At 38.9% G+C, this 17728-nt stretch carries 18 protein-coding genes and 1 riboswitch; of the genes, 11 read left to right on the top strand and 7 right to left on the bottom strand.

From position 1 onward, the window contains the following. Positions 1–11 precede the first annotated feature (11 nt). Positions 12–812, top strand: coding sequence for a DUF3108 domain-containing protein (locus tag B9A58_RS00295; RefSeq protein ID WP_084370426.1), 801 nt, complete (start codon positions 12–14; stop codon positions 810–812). Here B9A58_RS00295 and B9A58_RS00290 read toward each other — a convergent pair. The 3 genes from B9A58_RS00290 to B9A58_RS00280 are packed head-to-tail and all read right to left on the bottom strand — an operon-like array spanning position 809 to position 4033. After that, entirely contained in the window at positions 809–1567 is a 759-nt protein-coding gene (locus B9A58_RS00290) for a LytR/AlgR family response regulator transcription factor (RefSeq protein ID WP_084370425.1), read from the bottom strand. The two genes, B9A58_RS00295 and B9A58_RS00290, sit on opposite strands and share 4 nt — an antisense overlap. Beyond that, positions 1560–3509, bottom strand: coding sequence for a tetratricopeptide repeat-containing sensor histidine kinase (locus B9A58_RS00285; protein ID WP_084370424.1), 1950 nt, complete (start codon positions 3507–3509; stop codon positions 1560–1562). Before B9A58_RS00285 ends, B9A58_RS00290 begins: the two co-directional genes overlap by 8 nt. Positions 3510–3535: 26 nt before the next feature. Continuing rightward, on the bottom strand, positions 3536–4033 hold the full coding sequence (locus tag B9A58_RS00280; RefSeq protein WP_139793689.1) for a GyrI-like domain-containing protein: 498 nt from the start codon (positions 4031–4033) through the stop codon (positions 3536–3538). Between the two features lie 205 nt (positions 4034–4238). On the opposite strand from B9A58_RS00280, the gene B9A58_RS00275 reads away from it, so the two are divergent. From B9A58_RS00275 to B9A58_RS00265, 3 genes are all read left to right on the top strand, one after another. Beyond that, entirely contained in the window at positions 4239–5393 is a 1155-nt protein-coding gene (locus B9A58_RS00275; protein WP_084370422.1) for a vWA domain-containing protein, read from the top strand. Positions 5394–5598: 205 nt separating this feature from the next. Next, positions 5599–6561, top strand: a complete 963-nt coding sequence (locus tag B9A58_RS00270) for a calcium/sodium antiporter (protein ID WP_084370421.1) — start codon at positions 5599–5601, stop codon at positions 6559–6561. Positions 6562–6629: 68 nt separating this feature from the next. Next, the gene (locus B9A58_RS00265) at positions 6630–7460 is read left to right on the top strand and encodes a CvfB family protein (RefSeq protein ID WP_084370420.1); all 831 of its coding nucleotides are present in this window, start codon (positions 6630–6632) and stop codon (positions 7458–7460) included. Between the two features lie 6 nt (positions 7461–7466). On the opposite strand, the gene B9A58_RS00260 is transcribed toward B9A58_RS00265, so the two are convergent. The 4 genes from B9A58_RS00260 to B9A58_RS00245 form a co-directional block, all read right to left on the bottom strand. Continuing rightward, positions 7467–8225, bottom strand: coding sequence for a LytR/AlgR family response regulator transcription factor (locus B9A58_RS00260; RefSeq protein WP_084370419.1), 759 nt, complete (start codon positions 8223–8225; stop codon positions 7467–7469). After that, a complete protein-coding gene (locus B9A58_RS00255) occupies positions 8222–9328 on the bottom strand; it encodes a sensor histidine kinase (protein ID WP_084370418.1) in 1107 nt (368 codons plus the stop codon). Before B9A58_RS00255 ends, B9A58_RS00260 begins: the two co-directional genes overlap by 4 nt. A 119-nt stretch (positions 9329–9447) precedes the next feature. Then, on the bottom strand, positions 9448–9852 hold the full coding sequence (locus B9A58_RS00250) for a hypothetical protein (protein ID WP_084370417.1): 405 nt from the start codon (positions 9850–9852) through the stop codon (positions 9448–9450). A 129-nt stretch (positions 9853–9981) separates the two neighbouring features. Continuing rightward, on the bottom strand, positions 9982–10167 hold the full coding sequence (locus B9A58_RS00245) for a hypothetical protein (RefSeq protein ID WP_084370416.1): 186 nt from the start codon (positions 10165–10167) through the stop codon (positions 9982–9984). A 171-nt stretch (positions 10168–10338) separates the two neighbouring features. On the opposite strand from B9A58_RS00245, the gene B9A58_RS00240 reads away from it, so the two are divergent. From B9A58_RS00240 to thiC, 7 genes are all read left to right on the top strand, one after another. After that, positions 10339–10851: a hypothetical protein gene (locus B9A58_RS00240; RefSeq protein ID WP_084370415.1), complete on the top strand. Its 513-nt coding sequence runs from the start codon at positions 10339–10341 to the stop codon at positions 10849–10851. Positions 10852–11033: 182 nt separating this feature from the next. Continuing rightward, a complete protein-coding gene (locus B9A58_RS00235; RefSeq protein WP_084370414.1) occupies positions 11034–11813 on the top strand; it encodes a LuxR C-terminal-related transcriptional regulator in 780 nt (259 codons plus the stop codon). 71 nt (positions 11814–11884) lie between these two features. After that, positions 11885–12520 carry a nicotinamide riboside transporter PnuC gene (gene pnuC / locus B9A58_RS00230; protein WP_084370413.1) on the top strand — a complete coding sequence of 212 codons (636 nt, stop codon included), beginning with the start codon at positions 11885–11887 and terminating at the stop codon, positions 12518–12520. Further along, positions 12484–13029: an AAA family ATPase gene (locus B9A58_RS00225; RefSeq protein WP_084370412.1), complete on the top strand. Its 546-nt coding sequence runs from the start codon at positions 12484–12486 to the stop codon at positions 13027–13029. Before pnuC ends, B9A58_RS00225 begins: the two co-directional genes overlap by 37 nt. Before the next feature lie 216 nt (positions 13030–13245). Continuing rightward, a riboswitch (TPP riboswitch) is annotated at positions 13246–13352 on the top strand. Between the two features lie 48 nt (positions 13353–13400). After that, positions 13401–15644 carry a TonB-dependent receptor gene (locus tag B9A58_RS00220; RefSeq protein WP_084370411.1) on the top strand — a complete coding sequence of 748 codons (2244 nt, stop codon included), beginning with the start codon at positions 13401–13403 and terminating at the stop codon, positions 15642–15644. Next, complete coding sequence (gene thiS, locus B9A58_RS00215) at positions 15641–15847, top strand: sulfur carrier protein ThiS (protein WP_084370410.1); 207 nt, start codon at positions 15641–15643, stop codon at positions 15845–15847. The genes B9A58_RS00220 and thiS overlap by 4 nt, the downstream gene beginning before the upstream one ends. Positions 15848–15856: 9 nt before the next feature. Next, a complete protein-coding gene (thiC, locus tag B9A58_RS00210) occupies positions 15857–17728 on the top strand; it encodes a phosphomethylpyrimidine synthase ThiC (RefSeq protein ID WP_084370409.1) in 1872 nt (623 codons plus the stop codon).

Here is a 17728-nt window from a genome sequence, read left to right as displayed (position 1 = left end):
TAGTGAGAAATATGATTCTAAAATTTGGTAAGTCCTTTTTCCTTCTGATCATTTTCATAGCTCACATGCTCAGCGCACAATCAAATGATTTGGAAAAGCCAGAAGAAAAAAAAGTTGAAAACCTGAAATATAAATTAAAGTTAGGTTGGTTCTCAATTGGTAGTGGAGAAGTCACGATAGATAGTGAAGCTAAATGGAGGGGCTTCCCATGTTATAAGGTGGGAGTCTATGCAGAAACATTAGGTTTGGGCAATTGGCTTGGAAGCCTAGATGATTATTATACTTCTTACATTGATAAGAATTCTATCAAGCCAATTTATAATGAAAAAAATGTGGTCAGTGGTCATGCCACCTGGGAACAATGGACGAATTACAACTATGATTCAATGGTGGTAGATGTTAAAGTATTGGATCATAAACGGGATGATCCAAATCGAGCATGGAAAGTCAAACTTGAGAATGACACACAAGATGTGCTCGGAACTTTTATGTTTTTCAAGCACTACAATTGGTTCGGAATGAGCGTTGGTGATTCTGTCATGCTCACCACCCATTATGAAAAAAAACTTTATAAAGTAGGCGTACGATTTATGGGGCAAGAAGTCATAGAGTTTAACGGCAGAAATGTAGGTGCTTATCGCTTACATCTGCTACTCCCAGAAAATGAAAAGCTAAAAAAAGATCGTCCTGTTGAAATCTGGATCAGCTCAGACAAAAACCAATACCCTCTATTGATTCAAACTAAGCTTCCTTTCTTAGGAAAAGGTAGAGTAGAGCTTGTAGAGCTCAACCATGGTGAACCCATATTTTAGGATAATTTGAATGTCTCTAGAAATTGAGACTTTTTCTTTGGTGATACTTCCAATTCTGCCAGATTTTCCATCGTTACGTATCCGCCCTTACCTTTGGTGTACCTCACGACATAGTCTGTATTGATCAAGCTAGACCTGTGAATACGAACGAATTTGCCCTTAGGCAACATGTCTTCAAAATACTTCAATGTCTTGGAAATCAATAAGGGTTTTGCTGAATTTTTCAGATGAAACTTGGTGAAATTATCGTCTGCTTCACAATAGATAATTTGATCTATAGGTACTATTTCGAACCCTTCAAAAGTTGGGAGCATGATCTTCTTTGAGCGTTCATTTTCTTGTTTGATATTGTCCAATAGTACTTGGACATGAAAGGAATCCCTGCTCTGTTGTCTTTCAGCATGAATTTTATCAACAGCACTCACTAACTCATCAATATCTAAAGGCTTGAGTAGATAGTACGCAGCACTCATATTTAAGGCCTGAATGGCATAATTGTCATACGCCGTGACAAAGACTGTTTCGAAATCTACCTCATCCACCTGCTCAAGCAAATCAAAGCCAGTGCCATAGGGCATTTCTATATCCAAAAAGAGTAAATCTGGCTGGTGTTTTTTGATTGCAGCCAGGCCTTCCTGTATATTTTTACATACTGCTAATAGTTCCACTTGAGGGCAATATTTAGACAAATAGTTAGATAGGATTTGCCTGCTATCCTGCTCATCATCTACGAGTATGGCCTTGAGTTTATCCATGATTTTTAGGTGTCAATATCTCTACTCGAGTACCAGATTCATCATCATTCAAGTCAGAAATTTTGATTGTATAATCTGTTTGGTACACTTCATTAATAATGCCTATTCGTTCAAGGGTATTTTTTAGCCCTACAGAATTTTTCTTTTTTTGATTGGCCGTTTTTATTCTGGCAGATTCAGTTCTTCCTATTCCATTATCTTCAATGCTAATTTTGACGCCTGCACCATTTTGATAAACGCTCACCAGCAAGTGGCCTTTGTCTGCTTTATATCTCAGTCCATGCCAAATCGCATTTTCAATATAAGGTTGAATAAGCATAGGAGGAATTTCAATTTCATCCAAATCAAGGTCAGGATCAACATTGAATTCATATTCAAATTGATCTCTAAAACGATAATGTTCTAATTTCAGGTAAAGGGCAATCATCTCCTGCTCTTCTTTTAACGTAATAAATTCCTTTTGGGAATTGTCCAGTACCATGCGCATGAGCTTTGAAAATTCTGCCAAAAACTTATTAGCTGCTCTTTCGTCATTAAGTGCTACAAATTGATTCACAGAGTTTAGTGCATTGAATATGAAATGTGGATTCATCTGTGATCGTAGTGATTTCAATGCAAGCAACTGCCCCACCCTTTTGATTTCCTGAGCCTTTCGGTAAATAAAATAAGCACCTGTAACGACCACAATCAACAGGCCTAATAGCCCATATATCAAAACAAGCTGGTTTCTGAGTTGCTGGTCTTGAAGCTCTGTGGTTGTCTCCTCAAGCAAATAGCTCGATTCATCCAATGCCAAATCTTTTGTTAAAGTCTGAATGTTTTGCTGCTTCTTTAGTAATGATTCTCTAACACTTCTTTGTGTTTGTTGCTCCTGGATCCAGGATTGCAGAGCAAGGCTATGTTTTTGATAAGCTGAAAGTGCCAAATCCTTTTTAGCCGATTTAATATATGCTTCTGCTAATGCCAGGTAAGCACTAGCCTGTGCTTGCGAGTCCCCAGTAGAATCCGCCAACATTGCCGCTTGTTCTAATTGGAGTACTGCCTCTGAAGTTCTGCCTTGTTCGATCAATACTTTGCCTATAGCTTGTCTCTGCTGACTCGCCTGAAGTGGCAAATTAGCATCAGACTTGGAAGAAGCTATTTGCTCTCTCAATTGCATTTCTTCATCCCTTTTATTCTGCTGCTGATAGATATTTATTAGCTCATCAGCCTCAAGGTTCTCTAAAACCACTTCTTCTGTTTCTCCTAACATGGCATCAGCAGTTAGGTCTAACACCTCTTCTTGTTCTGGAGCTAAAATTTCTTCAGCAGCAGCAAAATTTTCCTCTTTGGCATACGCTCTGGCTTTTACGACCTTTCCTTTGGATTGTAACCGTCTGGACTGATTATAGGTGGCGGATGGTTCCAATTGATTCACACGTTCAAGCGCCTGAGGTGTTTCTCCAAGTTCCACTTCTATTTCGGCCAATTTCAATTCAATCTCTAAGCGTCTATTCTCGTCTACATCTGTTTCAATGAGGCGTTGATAAAATCGTTTTGATTGATCAAAATTCTTCAATGTATAATTAGCGACAGCTAATCCTTCCAAAGTCTCTTGATAGGATAAAGTATTGGTATATACCCTTCCCAACTTTTGATAAGCATCCGTATAGTTCTGAATGGCCAATTCAAACTCCTTTTGACTTTCATTAATTTTGCCCAGTACCAAATAACATTTGGCTTGATTTTGCACATTTTGCTCTGTAATACTTGTGGCTAGTGCCCGTTCGACCAAATCAAGTGCAACAGAAGGATCAGAATTTATCAACCCTTCAGCTTCATCAAGCAAAGCCATGGCATCTTGACCTGTCGTGATATTACGCTCAGATAGACTTTTATACTTAGACGCTTTCTTACTCTTCTCTTGAGCGCAGATGCCTGCATTCAAATTCAAGAGAGCCAAGAGTATCCATATCGTTTTTGATGATATCAAGAATCTAATTTTTTAATCGGGAACCAGACTTCTTCCTCAGAATCAGGATGGTTATTGATATACTTATCTCCTAGCAACTCATATTGAGGCCGTGAATTGTCAGGCTCATAACCCGAAGTTGGCATCCATTCATTTAGTATGTATTGCAGTGTTGTTGGAAAATAGCTTGGCAACCCCCTATGGACAAATACAGCGTAACGTCCACCCACCAAATCTAAAGCCTGCATACCTTCAGGAATACTATTCTTATCACTAACTTCCATAGTTGCCCATTTCACAAATTGCATATTGGCTTCTAAAGTGTGCCAATCAAAGTCTTTGTTGAATACTTGTAGCGAAAATTTATCCTGAGACACTGCATTGGCAATTTCCATTCTTCTTGGCATGAACTGGCTCCATAGCTTTCCCGTGGACGATTGGGTCGCAAAGGTCATCTCCATGGAAAGTCCAACCAGGGTTTTTGGCAATGATTCAACAATTCTAGGTGCTTGCATTTTTTTGGTTCTTATTCCTACTCCAACAAATTTGCACACAAAAGCAAGGAATAAAAAATGCCATTTTCTGTCAATTGAACCAAAAATACAGCACCACTAAATCAACCCCCTCCTTCCCTAACTGAAAACACCCATTCCCTCATTGCAGCTATTTTGTTTCATTGAAGCCATCGACTTTTGAACCATAATTTTAAAATAAAAAGTCATGAAAAATTCAATCTCAGTATCCGTAAAAACTATCGCTTTCTTTCTTATTACCGTGTTTACCATTGGGTGTTTCTCACCAAGTAGTCAAGCCAAACCTAAACCCAGTCCTGACAAACAAAAAATTATGCTGGCTTTACTCCTTGATACAAGTAATAGTATGGACGGTTTGATCGATCAAGCCAAATCACAACTTTGGACCATTGTGAATGAATTGGCAGCAGCCAAATGTGGGAATGGCACAAGACCAGAGATACAAATCGCATTGTTTGAATATGGCAATGACGGACTACCACAATCCGAAGGGTATATGCGAATGGTCACTGACCTTACGACTGATTTGGATGATATCTCTGAACGTTTGTTTGGCTTGTCTACCAATGGTGGTGACGAATACTGTGGATATGCGATAGACAAATCTATCAAAAAATTGAATTGGTCAAAATCCAAAGCGGATTTGAAAATGATCTTTATTGCTGGCAACGAGCCCTTCAGTCAGGGAAATGTGACCTATGAGTCAGCTTGTAAATTGGCTAAGGAGCATGACATAGTAGTGAATACCATCTTTTGTGGTGATTACAATGAAGGCATTCGTACCTCCTGGAGGCACGGAGCAACCCTCACAGGTGGATCATACATGAGCATAGAGCAGAATCAAAAAACTGTATATGTAAGAACCCCCTATGATGACAAAATAGATCAGCTAAATAATGACCTGAACAAGACCTATATCTACTATGGCTCCCAAGGAAAAAGCAAAAAAGAAAAGCAAATGAGACAGGATCAAAATGCTGAATCTTATAGTCAGGCCAACAAGGTTAAACGAGCCATATCAAAAAGCTCTCATGCTTATAAAAATTCGAGCTGGGACTTGGTAGATGCTTATGGAGATAATGAAGAAGTCCTTGAGACAGTGGAGGAAGAATACCTTCCAGAACCTATGCAAGAAATGGATGCTGACGAGCGCAAAGCCTATGTCAAAAAAATAACTGATGAGAGAGAATCAATCAAAAATGAAATTCAAAAATTGAGTACTCAGCGTAAACAATACATAGTAGAGAACAAACCAACTGAGGCTCCAGAAAACACTTTGGACCAAGCCATGGTCAACGCAGTGAAGGCTGTAGGTAAATCTAAGCAATTGATTTTCGAGTAGGGTCAGCAGATAAATCAAAAAGCCACCATAATTAAAGGTTACTTATGGTGGCTTTTTTAGTATTAAGTCAAGACTTAAGGTTTAAAACAAACCTATTGCAGTGCTAGAAATCATGCGTTTAAAAAATTTGAAAATAGCATTAATGTTGGTGTTACATTCTTATTTTAATGCTATAATTGGACTATAATTCCTAAACTAATCTGTCATGATTTACATATTGTTTGTTCTGGGTTTTTTGCTACTGATCAAAGGGGCAGATATACTGGTTGAAGGCGCATCTTCAATAGCTAAAAGAAACAATATCCCAGAGTTGGTCATAGGCCTTACGATAGTTTCATTTGGCACGAGTATGCCAGAACTCATAGTAAACTTATTAGCGAGTTTTGATGGCAGCTCTGAACTCGCCATAGGCAATATTTTAGGCAGTAATGTTGCCAATGTGCTTTTGATACTTGGAGTTGCGGCAATCTTTAGTCCCCTTCCTATAAAGAAGAGCATCTATTTTACTGAAATCCCCATCTCACTTCTGGCCACCTTTATGGTTGGCTTTTTGGCCAATGCAGATTTGTTCGTAGATGTAAAGGGGCTTACACTGAGTAGGTATGATGGAGCGATACTTTTATTCTTCTTTGGATTATTCATGACCTACATCTATGTGGTTTCTAATACCAAACAAGAAGAACAAAATGCTATACATGCTGATTCAACATTTTTATCTAATGCCAAATCAATAGCCTATGTGGCTGCTGGATCCATAGGACTTTTCATAGGTGGCAAGTGGGTAGTTGATGGTGCTTTCGAAATCGCTCTTTTATTTGGTCTAAGTGAAACATTTATTGGCTTAACTGTTGTTGCTATTGGTACTTCACTTCCTGAGCTTGTTACGTCCGTGATTGCGGCTCGGAAAGGTCAGGCAGATATGGCCGTTGGTAATGTGGTAGGCTCCAATATCTTTAATTTACTTTGGATTTTAGGCATTAGTTCTTTGATCAGACCATTGCCTTTTGATGTGGTTTCCAACTCTGACATATTAATGGTCATAGGATCTGGCACGCTATTGATCGTAGCAATCGTCATTGGGCGAAAAGCAATGATAGGGCGAACGATGGGGACAATTTTCGTTCTTACTTATATCTGCTATCTAGCCTATTTAGTCAGCAGAGGTTGAAATAGTTTTAAACCCTTAAGGATTAAAAACCTTGGAGGTTTTCTTATGAAAAGACCTAGTTTTGCCACATGATCGAAATTGGTAAATACAATACACTCACAATAGCCCGAATTGTTCCTCCTGGAGCCATACTAATCGACAACGAAGAAAACGAGGTTTTACTGCCCAACAAATATGTCCCTGAAGGCGCCAAAGACGAAGATGTGTTGGACGTATTTGTATACACGGATTCTGAAGATCGCATAGTAGCGACTACACTCACACCCAAAGTCATGCGCAACGAATTTGCTTGTCTAGAAGTGAAAGACGTGAATAATATTGGCGCATTCATGGACATGGGATTAGAAAAGGACTTACTCGTTCCATTCAGCGAACAGCAAAAAAACATGCGCCCAGGTCAATGGCACATGGTGTACGTTTATCTGGATCAGATTACTAAACGTCTGGCTGGCAGTGCCAAGGTTCATTATTATATAGAATCCGAAAATATTGAATTGGAGAGCAATGAAGAAGTTGACTTAATCATAGGGGAAACTACAACTCTTGGTACTTCAGTCATTGTGAACAACAAATACCAAGGCTTAGTTTATGAAAACGAAGTTTTTCAAGAATTGCTCAAAGGGGCTAAAATGAAAGGATTTGTAAAGGAAGTTCGTGAGGATGGCAAGATTGACATCAGCCTAAGAAAGACTGGTCTAGAACAATTAGAAGATGGTGCAGCTAAAATTATCGAGAGACTAAAATTGAACAATGGCACGTTAGCTCTTCACGACAAAAGTGCACCTGAAGAAATTCAAATGATGCTTCAGATGAGCAAGAAAAATTTCAAACGCTCACTAGGAATTCTGTATAAACAGAAGCTTGTTGTATTGAAAGATGATGCAATACAGTTGATTTAAAAGTCATTACTGATCAGCAGTATGCGCTGTGATGTGCTTTTTAAATGAACGAGAAGAACTCACCTTAAATCCATTTTTCAACGTAAATTGAAATTCATTATTGCCCTGATAGCTCTGTTTTACAATCCAATTCTTATTAAGGATATACGTACGATGAATTCTGACAAAGTGCTTAGGATCCAATTCCGTTTCTAATATATTCATAGCAATCCTGAAGAGGTAATGTCGCGATGTGGTTACAAGCTTTACATAATTGCCCTGAGTCTCCATGTAAATAACATCATCCACTTGCACCTCATTTTCAAACCCTTTTTCCTTTATCAAAAAAGAGTACCTGAATTGGTCGTTTGGACGGTCAAACGTCTTCAATAAACTCTTCATCTGATTCGTCAACAATGCTGATTGATCTGCACTTATTCTTTCTTGTACAAGCTTCAAAGAATCATCCAAACGATCCTCGTCAAATGGCTTAAGCAAATAATCCAGAGCGTGTATATCAAAGGCTTTAAGTGCATAATGATCATAAGCAGTAGTAAACACTATATATGGAATCTTGTCAAGCTTATTAATCACTCCAAATCCATCCAAATCTGGCATTTGGATATCAAGAAACACCAAATCAGGAGCTTTGGTCTGAATGAGTTCCACTCCCAACTGACCATTTCTTGCCTCACCAATTACCACCACATCAGATTGACTATTAAGCAATTTTTTGAGCCTCTCGCGTGCCAAATATTCGTCGTCTATTATTACGCACTTAATCATGTCTTAATTGGTATTCTAATTTCAGATTTGTAATGCTTGTCATCCACACGGCCAAATTCACAAAAATACTGTTCAGGGTAGTTTTGTGCCAATCTTTTCTTTACGTTCTGCAATCCAATCCCGAAGCCATTTCCATGACTAAGATATGCTCTATTGCTCTCAGAATTGTTGATTTCCAATTTAAGCCATTGATGATTAGTCCCATTTTGACAGATAGTCGCCGAAACTAAAATATGACTCTGGCCTGTGCTTTTCGATACACCATGTTTAATGCAGTTCTCTACCAATGGCTGTAAAATGAGACTCGGTACCTTATTTTGAGCCAGGCGGTCATCAATATCAAACGAAATGCTCATTCTGTCCTGAAACCTAATTTGCTCCAGTTCCAAATAATTACGAATAAAGTCTATTTCTTCTTTTAAAGTCACGAATTCTATCTCATCATAGGCAAGCATACTTCTGAGTAAATCGCCCACTTTAGTAATCATGCGTTGCGCCTTTTTCATATCCATATCAATCATGGATGAAATTGAATGTAGGGTATTAAATATAAAATGAGGATGTAGCTGCATCTTGAGTGCGTCAAGTTGAGCTTTTGCCAAATCCCTTTCCTTGTTCGCCAACTTCCTTTGATAATCCACGGCCATAAACAGGCCTATAATCACCACACATTCGATCAAGCTGGTGAAAAACCCAGTGATTAAATCTGAACGATTATTATCTCCAAAAAATGAACGCATATAGCCACTTTGAAGATAATAACTGAAATTGTACAACCACAAAGATGAAAGATTGTGCAGGAACGCAATAGCTAGAACTAAAACTAATTGAATCAGGTTTTTAGATGACAACCTATTAAACGTTGTCAGTGACCTTGCCAGTGACAAAAGAAGTGGACTTAAACCTGCCCATAATAAGTTGCCAATTAACAGTTTTGCACTAATGATTCGCCAACTGAAATCGAAATCAAATCCATTGGCCAGATGATAGGCATATTGCTGTAATAACTGAAAAATAGTCACCACACTCACCAATCCAGCCACTGCGACAGCTGAAATGGGCAATCTTCCAAAGTAAATTTTTATAGCGTTTTTGTTTTGCACTTTAGCACGTCATTGAAGCACTAAAGATACGATAAGACGCAAGTCAAAGATGAGTAAGTGTGACTATTTGCATAAATAGTGATGACTAGGCCGTGGGAACTGGCCCGTCACCAATATTATTATTTCTCTTGAGCTTCCTCTGCAACTGCAGCTACTTCCTCAGGCTCAGCTACTTCTTCTTTGGCTTCCTTAAGCGTGATTTCCAGATTGTACTGCTTGTCCATAGAAAACTCATATATAGCCCCTTGAGACAAGTCCACAGCAGTCATTGATTGATCCAAGACGGCAAATAGGCTCTTGGCCACCATTGAGGTCTTCACTTCCTTGCTTGGACGACCATTAGACAATTCCATGCTAAACGAATGCCCTCCCTTTTCTTTAGGGTTGATATCATGAAACTCGTGCTTCTGAAATTTATACTGCTGAGGCTTGTCTGCTGCATCCTTCATCAGCTTAAGAACCATAGGACGGTACTTATTCCAGAGATATGAATATTTAAGATTGTCTAATACATGATTTTCCATGTCAGTTCAATTTTTTAATTAGTTAAAAAGTTAATATTTCTCAAGCCATATTGAGAATGTGCTGCTAATACAGGTGGTGGTGAATAAAATTTCAAATAAGAAGTGAGCGGGAAATCCCAAAGAGAAAAATTAATAGAGCTGTAACTCTGCAAATACTGTCTCTAGTTCGGCACGAGTCTTACTCAATTTAGCAGCAAGCCGATCCAACATGTGTTCTCTCTCTCCAGGTTCAAACAAAAAGTCCTGATCTCTCAAAACAGGAAACCATATTTTAAGCATGATTTTTTGTTCTCTCCAACTTCTTACAATATTCATACCCGCAAGTTACACATATCCCTTGGCAATAAGAAATTCAACGATTTTTCACTGATCCTGCCAAGAGATATGAAACAAAAAATCATGGATGCTTGTTTATGCCTATCGTTGGTGATTATATTTCCTGTTAACTTTAATTATTATTGCAACAAATTCAACGCTATACTACTCATGCATAAACAGTCTGTTCTTATCTTGGTACTTTTTCTAAGTATTTGCTCTTGTAGCAAAAGAACAACAGACCCTTCTGCTCCTCCAGAGGAGAAACATACGAGTGAGTTAACTTATATGGACATTTACAATCTCGCCCTTGCCTCTGAGAATGGAGGTGGGATGGATTTCCATGGAGACGCATTCGGCAATGAAGCATCTGATGATTTAAGTATATATGCGAATGGTAGTTGTGGAAAAGGAGATTGTGGTATTTCATTGATAATGGAAAACAAAAATATTGAAAGATCCATATCAGCAGTGATCAAAGCAAAATTTAGACTTCCTGGTAACGACATCAATGAAATGATTCGTATGTACCAACTTCAACCAGGAGAAGCCTTATCTATTGGTTGTTCTCACATTTGTCATCAGGACAATTCATATATGATTCAAAGAGAAGTAGTTTCTGCTGGCTATATAGAAGATGACGCAGGTGTAAGCACTTTGGATGCAGTTGAAAGCCCGTCATAAATTTATTTCATATTGAATGCTGGAGATATATTTAATTGATCTCATGTCAGATATGAAAAGGCCATCATTTTTTGCTTTATTTCACATAGTTTCTTTCAAATGAGCAATTAATCCTAGATATTAGGCTGTAAACATATCCCAGAATTGATTTCAATGTTTAACCCGCTTAAGGTAGAAGTTACATGGATAGTAGAATCATTTCAGATTACTCAGAAATATTTGAGACATATCAAGAGTTCAAGGGTGACTTTCTTGAAAGTCACATCTCAAAACTCAAAGAGCTAGATAGATACATCCCGCATAGTACGACCTTCTTTTGCATAACCAATACCACTACACGATCCTTTGAATACGTAAGTAAAAACTTTCATCCAAGTACTGGATTAGACACTGAAACCATGTGCCAACAAGGCATGACTTTCTGGTGGGAGCACATGCACCCTGAAGAAATGAATCTCTGGCTTCAATCTTTAAATGACTTGATGGCTTTTACCATGTCCGACATAGACGTAATGGATAGGAAAAAAGTCAGTTACACCTGGAACTATAGAATCAAAACGGGCGATGGCACTTATCAGCCCATCCTACAGCATACCACACCAATGTACTTCGACGAGGAAGGCAAGCCAGTCATTGGTCTAGCACATTACAGCGTACTGCCATCTGCTGCCAGTCCATTACCTATTCGTGCAACAGCCAAAATACTCAATGAAAAAAATGAATACGAAACTATCTTTTTCAAAACCTATAGTGAACAAAAACTAATCACTGAACAAGTTACTTTTAGGGAAAGAGACATTATCAGACTCATATCATTTGGTTATAGTACAGACGATATCGCGGATAAATTATTTATTTCTACCAATACAGTAAACTCTCATAGGAGAAACATACTAAAAAAAACAGATTGTAAAAACACCTCCGAGCTTGTTTCCAGAAGTATCAGAGAAGGTATGATATAAACCTTTTTTGACATACTCTATCATTTCCAAAGCAATGCTTATCATTGCACCTAGGTATCAAAACCGATTGCATGAATGAAATAGTTCAAGAAATACTGAGCTATGCACTTAGCATTGACCTATATGAGTTTTTTGGACTTGTTTTTGGACTGCTAGCCGTATGGTATTTAATCAAAGAAAGCATACTCACATGGCCTGCTGGTATCCTTTACGTGATAGTTTCTTTTGTAGTCTTCTGGAAAATACAACTCTATGGAGACCTTTTACTTCATCTAATTTTTCTAGTCCTCAATATCTATGGCTGGTATTTCTGGGTGTTTGGCAAAAAGAAGAATGAAAAAGAACTACCCATCACAACCTATAGTTTAATGCAAAACGCTTACATCTTGCTTCTATCAATAATGGGAATATTAGGGTTTGGATACTTTTTAGCTCATATCCATTTCGTCTGGAGTCACATTCCTCCTGCGGCACTTCCCTATTGGGACTCCACCACTTCTATTCTAAGCGTTACTGGTATTTGGTTGATGACCAAAAAGAAACTAGAGAATTGGTATTATTGGTTTATTGTAGATGTTTTGGCCTGTGGTATCTATTTTTACAAAGGCATTTATTTTTATTCATTTTTATACGGCATATACATTGCCATGGCAGTGTCGGGCTATCTCGCATGGAAAAAATCACCAAACCTACTTTTAAGGTCGTAATCACTGGACCTGAATGCACGGGCAAGTCAACTCTGTCTAGACAACTGAGTGAGTACTTCGAACAACCATGGCTACCCGAATACGCCAGGACCTACCTAACGGACCTGAATCGCCGCTATAAAGACGACGATTTGCTGGAAATCGCAAAAGGACAGATCAATAACGAGGATGAAGTGTTGTCTAATGGGGCATCATTGGCTTTTTTTGACACCAGCATAGAGGTAATAAAAGTTTGGTCAGAATGGAAATACAAGAAATGTGACCCGTACATCCTGGATCACTACAATACTAGAACTGCAGATCTTTATCTTTTACTTTTGCCTGATATGGCTTGGGAAGCTGACCCCTTAAGAGAAAACCCACATGATAGGGATATCATTTTCGATATTTATAAACAAGAGCTAGAATCACGCAATAAGCCATTTGAAATCATTTCAGGACTTGGACTTCTACGAACAAAAAGAGCGATTAGAATAGTTGAGAATGAAATAAAAAAAATCAACCAGTAAATACACTATTTTAAGAACATGAGACCCATAAACTTTCATGTGTCGAATCTAAAATTCACCTACATAGCTCTGGCATAGTAAGATGTTATCTTTTCTTAAAACCTCCATATCAAAATTTTGATCTACCTTAAACACACAATTCGAATCAAATAATTTGGTGCTCAATTAACTACTTAGCTAGCAAGTTTGCTTTTTTTAAAACTATTCTCCTACCTTTGTCTCATAAGGGGGTGCCTAAATAGAATATACCTACAGGCTGAGATTATACCCATAGAACCTGATGCCGATAATGCGGTCGAAGGGATGTAGTGGTACGCTAAAGACAAGAGTGCCCTTAGCTTTTGTCAAGTATTAACTAAGAAAAATCTGTAATGAAAAAGTATTTATTTGCCGTAGCAATGCTGTGTAGCACCATCGCGTATGCGCAAAAAGCAATTGCACCAGATTCCATCAAAACGGTAGATTTGAAGGAGATAGTTGTTTCTTCTACCAGAGCGACTACAAAAACGCCAATGACTTTCAATGAAATCAAACAAGAGGAAATTGAAGAGAACAACACAGGCAAAGATCTACCCTACCTCCTTGAAATGACTCCATCAGCAGTCACTACGTCTGATGCAGGTGCAGGTGTGGGATATACAGGAATAAGAATCAGAGGCAGTGACCCTGCGAGAGTCAATGTGACACTCAACGGCATTCCTTACAATGATCCGGAGTCTCAACAGGTCTTCTGGGTAAATCTACCTGATTTCGCATCTTCTGTTTCTTCTATACAAGTACAGCGAGGCCTAGGGACTTCTACTAATGGAGCTGGTGCTTTTGGAGCTTCAGTAAACATTGAAACCAAAGGATTAAACAGAAATTCATACGCTACTCTGGACAATTCCATTGGCTCTTTCAATACTAGAAAACATACTGCTATGTTTGGCACAGGGCTAATTGCTGACAAATTCGCTTTTGATGGTCGTTTATCACAGATCACATCTGATGGTTATGTAGACAGAGCTACTACTGATTTAAAATCCTATTTTTTGTCTGGTGGATACTATGGACAGAAATCGCTAGTTAAGTTCAACATTTTCTCAGGTCATGAAACTACTTATCAAGCTTGGTATGGTGTCCCTGAATCAAGAATGGATCATGACGTTGATGAAATGAACGCCTACGTGGCACGCAACTTCATAGGTTCGGCAGATTCGCTCAATCTGTTGAATTCAGGTAGAACATACAATCAATACACCTATGACAATGAGATAGATGACTATGATCAAACGCACTATCAATTGATTTCTGCCTTTGATCTGAGTGAAACCATTACCCTAAATGTATCAGCCTTTTTGATTCATGGAGAAGGCTATTTCGAACAATACAAGACTGATAGAGATTTGGCTGATTATGGTTTGAATGACATTACCATTGGAACGGAAACCATTACAAGCACAGACTTGATCCAGCGTCGTTGGCTGAACAACAACTTTTATGGTACTACTTTCTCGTTAGATTATCTGCCGAATAATGGTTTTAAGTTCACATTGGGTGGCGCTTGGAATCAATATAATGGTGATCATTTTGGGAAAGTTATATGGGCTCAATATGCCAGCAATGGTACTATTCGTCATCCATATTATTTCAACAACAGTTTGAAAAAAGATTTCAATATTTTTGGAAAGGCTATCTACAACCTTTCGGATCAGCTATCGCTATTTGGAGATTTACAATACCGAACAGTGGATTACACCATGGAGGGTGATGACAATGATGCTCAAACTATTGACCAGTCTCATAATTACAATTTCTTCAACCCTAAATTTGGTGTCAAATTACAACTCAATGACCAGTCTAGTGCTTATGCATCTGTAGCCATTGGAAGCAAAGAGCCTGTTCGCAATGATTTCACAGACAACGTTTCTACCGCGACGCCGAAAGCTGAAAAAATGACAGATTTAGAGATTGGCTACAACAGAAAGACAACCAAGTACACTTTCAACGCCAACCTCTTTTGGATGGACTACAAGGATCAGTTAGTAGTTACAGGAGAATTGAATGATGTTGGATCCTCACTCAGAACCAATGTCGACAAAAGTTATAGAGCTGGTATAGAACTCCAGTTAGGCTATCAATTGGCAGACAAGCTTAAACTAAATACCAATGTATCCTTTAGTCAGAATAAAATTGATGGCTACAATGAAACCATATACAACTATGGCATAGGTTGGGATGAATATAACGCTGATGTAATCTCTTATGGAAAAACTGATATTGCCTTCTCACCAAATGTAGTAGCAGGAGGAAATTTAGAATACTCCCCTATTAATGGATTGAATCTTAGATGGATTCACAAATATGTAGGTGAGCAGTTTCTAGACAATACCTCTACAGATTCTCGCAAACTGGATGCCTACTACGTAAGTGATGCCATTGCGACTTACACGCTGACCGGGAACAGCTTCAAATCAATAAGCCTCAAATTTGCTGTCTACAATTTGTTTAACCAAATGTATTCTGCAAATGGTTACACTTGGGGCTACAGAGGTGGTGGAGAAGAAATCAGAGAAAACTTCTACTATCCACAGGCGGGTACCAATTTCATGATTGGTTTGAATATCAAACTATGAAAGTAAAACTCAATGATCGCGAAATTCAGATTCATACAGAAAACAATCAGCTCATAGAATTAATGAAAACCAATCAGCTCTATCACGAAAGTGGTATAGCTGTAGCGATCAATGAAGAGATCCTGCCCAGAACAATTTGGGAACAATACCAAGTACAAGACAACGACAATATTTTAATCATCACTGCCACTCAGGGTGGCTAATAAAAAAATATGGCTAAATCAGACCAAATACCTTCAGAAGAAAAAATTACAAGAGATCCATTTCCGGCATCCAAAAAAATTTATGTAAAAGGAGAAATTCATGATATTCAAGTAGCCATGCGCGAGATATCCTTGAACGACACAGTCTTAAAATTCAATCCTTCAGCACCTAAGGAATGTAACCCTCCTGTAACTGTCTATGACACCAGTGGACCATATACTGATCCAAATATTAAAATTGATGTAAAAAAGGGTCTACCTAAACTTCGAGAACCATGGATACTTGGCAGAAACGACGTAGAAGAAATGGAAGGCATCTCTTCCAAGTATGGAAAAGAAAGGCTGAACGACAGGTCTCTTGACGAATTGAGATTTGAATATTTGGCTAAGCCTAAAAAAGCAAAGCAGGGAGAAAACGTCACCCAGTTACACTACGCAAAAAAGGGCATTATAACCCCTGAAATGGAATATATTTCCATTAGAGAAAATCAAAAAATAGAAGAATGGGGCCATCTCAACGATCAACACCAGGGAGACAGTTTTGGTGCCAATACACCAAAAGGTAAGATCACACCTGAGTTTGTGCGAGAAGAAATTGCTGCTGGTCGCGCCATCATCCCCAACAACATCAACCATCCAGAATCTGAGCCTATGATCATAGGTAGAAACTTCCTAGTGAAGATCAATGCCAATATTGGAAACTCAGCCGTTTCATCTTCTATTGAAGAGGAAGTAGAAAAGGCAGTGTGGGCATGTCATTGGGGTGGTGACACCATCATGGATCTATCTACAGGCAAAAACATCCATGAAACCAGAGAGTGGATTTTGAGAAACTCTCCAGTACCTATTGGAACCGTTCCGATCTATCAAGCACTAGAAAAGGTGAATGGTAAAGCAGAAGACCTGACTTGGGAAATCTTCAAGGACACGTTGATAGAACAAGCTGAGCAAGGTGTGGATTATTTCACCATCCATGCGGGTGTACTGTTGAGATATGTCCCAATGACTGCCAAGCGGGTGACTGGTATTGTGTCTAGAGGTGGCTCCATTATGGCCAAGTGGTGCCTCGCGCATCATAAGGAGAGTTTCTTGTACACCCATTTCGAAGAAATTTGTGAGATCATGAAGGCCTACGACGTGGCTTTCTCTTTAGGTGATGGTTTAAGACCTGGTTCTCTAGCAGATGCCAATGATGAAGCACAATTCGCTGAACTAGAGACACTTGGTGAGTTGACTAAAATCGCTTGGAAGCACGACGTGCAAGTAATGATTGAAGGACCAGGTCATGTCCCCATGCACATGATCAAAGAAAACATGGACAAGCAATTGAAAGAATGTCATGAGGCACCTTTCTACACACTTGGGCCATTGACTACTGATATTGCCCCAGGATATGACCACATTACATCTGGCATTGGAGCAGCCATGATTGGCTGGTACGGCTGTGCCATGCTTTGCTATGTGACACCAAAAGAACATTTGGGTCTACCCAATAAAAAAGATGTGAAAGACGGGGTGATTACCTATAAGATTGCCGCACATGCTGCAGACCTCGCCAAAGGTCACCCAGGTGCACAATACCGAGACAACGCGCTCTCCAAAGCACGATTTGAATTCAGATGGGAAGATCAGTTTAACCTGTCGCTTGATCCTGATACGGCCAAAGAATTTCATGACGAAACACTTCCGGCTGAAGGAGCTAAAGTGGCTCACTTCTGCTCTATGTGTGGACCCAATTTCTGCTCAATGAAAATCACACAAGACGTAAGAGAGTACGCAGCCGAAAAAGAAGTGGCAGAATCAGATGCCCTATCCAAAGGCATGGAAGAAAAAGCGAAAGAATTTGCAGAAAAGGGTAACGAACTATACCTCGAACAATAA

It is taken from the genome of Reichenbachiella faecimaris, assembly GCF_900176375.1.
GTDB classification, from domain to species: domain Bacteria; phylum Bacteroidota; class Bacteroidia; order Cytophagales; family Cyclobacteriaceae; genus Reichenbachiella; species Reichenbachiella faecimaris.
The sequence above is the reverse complement of the archived record's forward strand: the minus strand, read 5'-3'. Positions and strand labels throughout refer to the sequence as shown.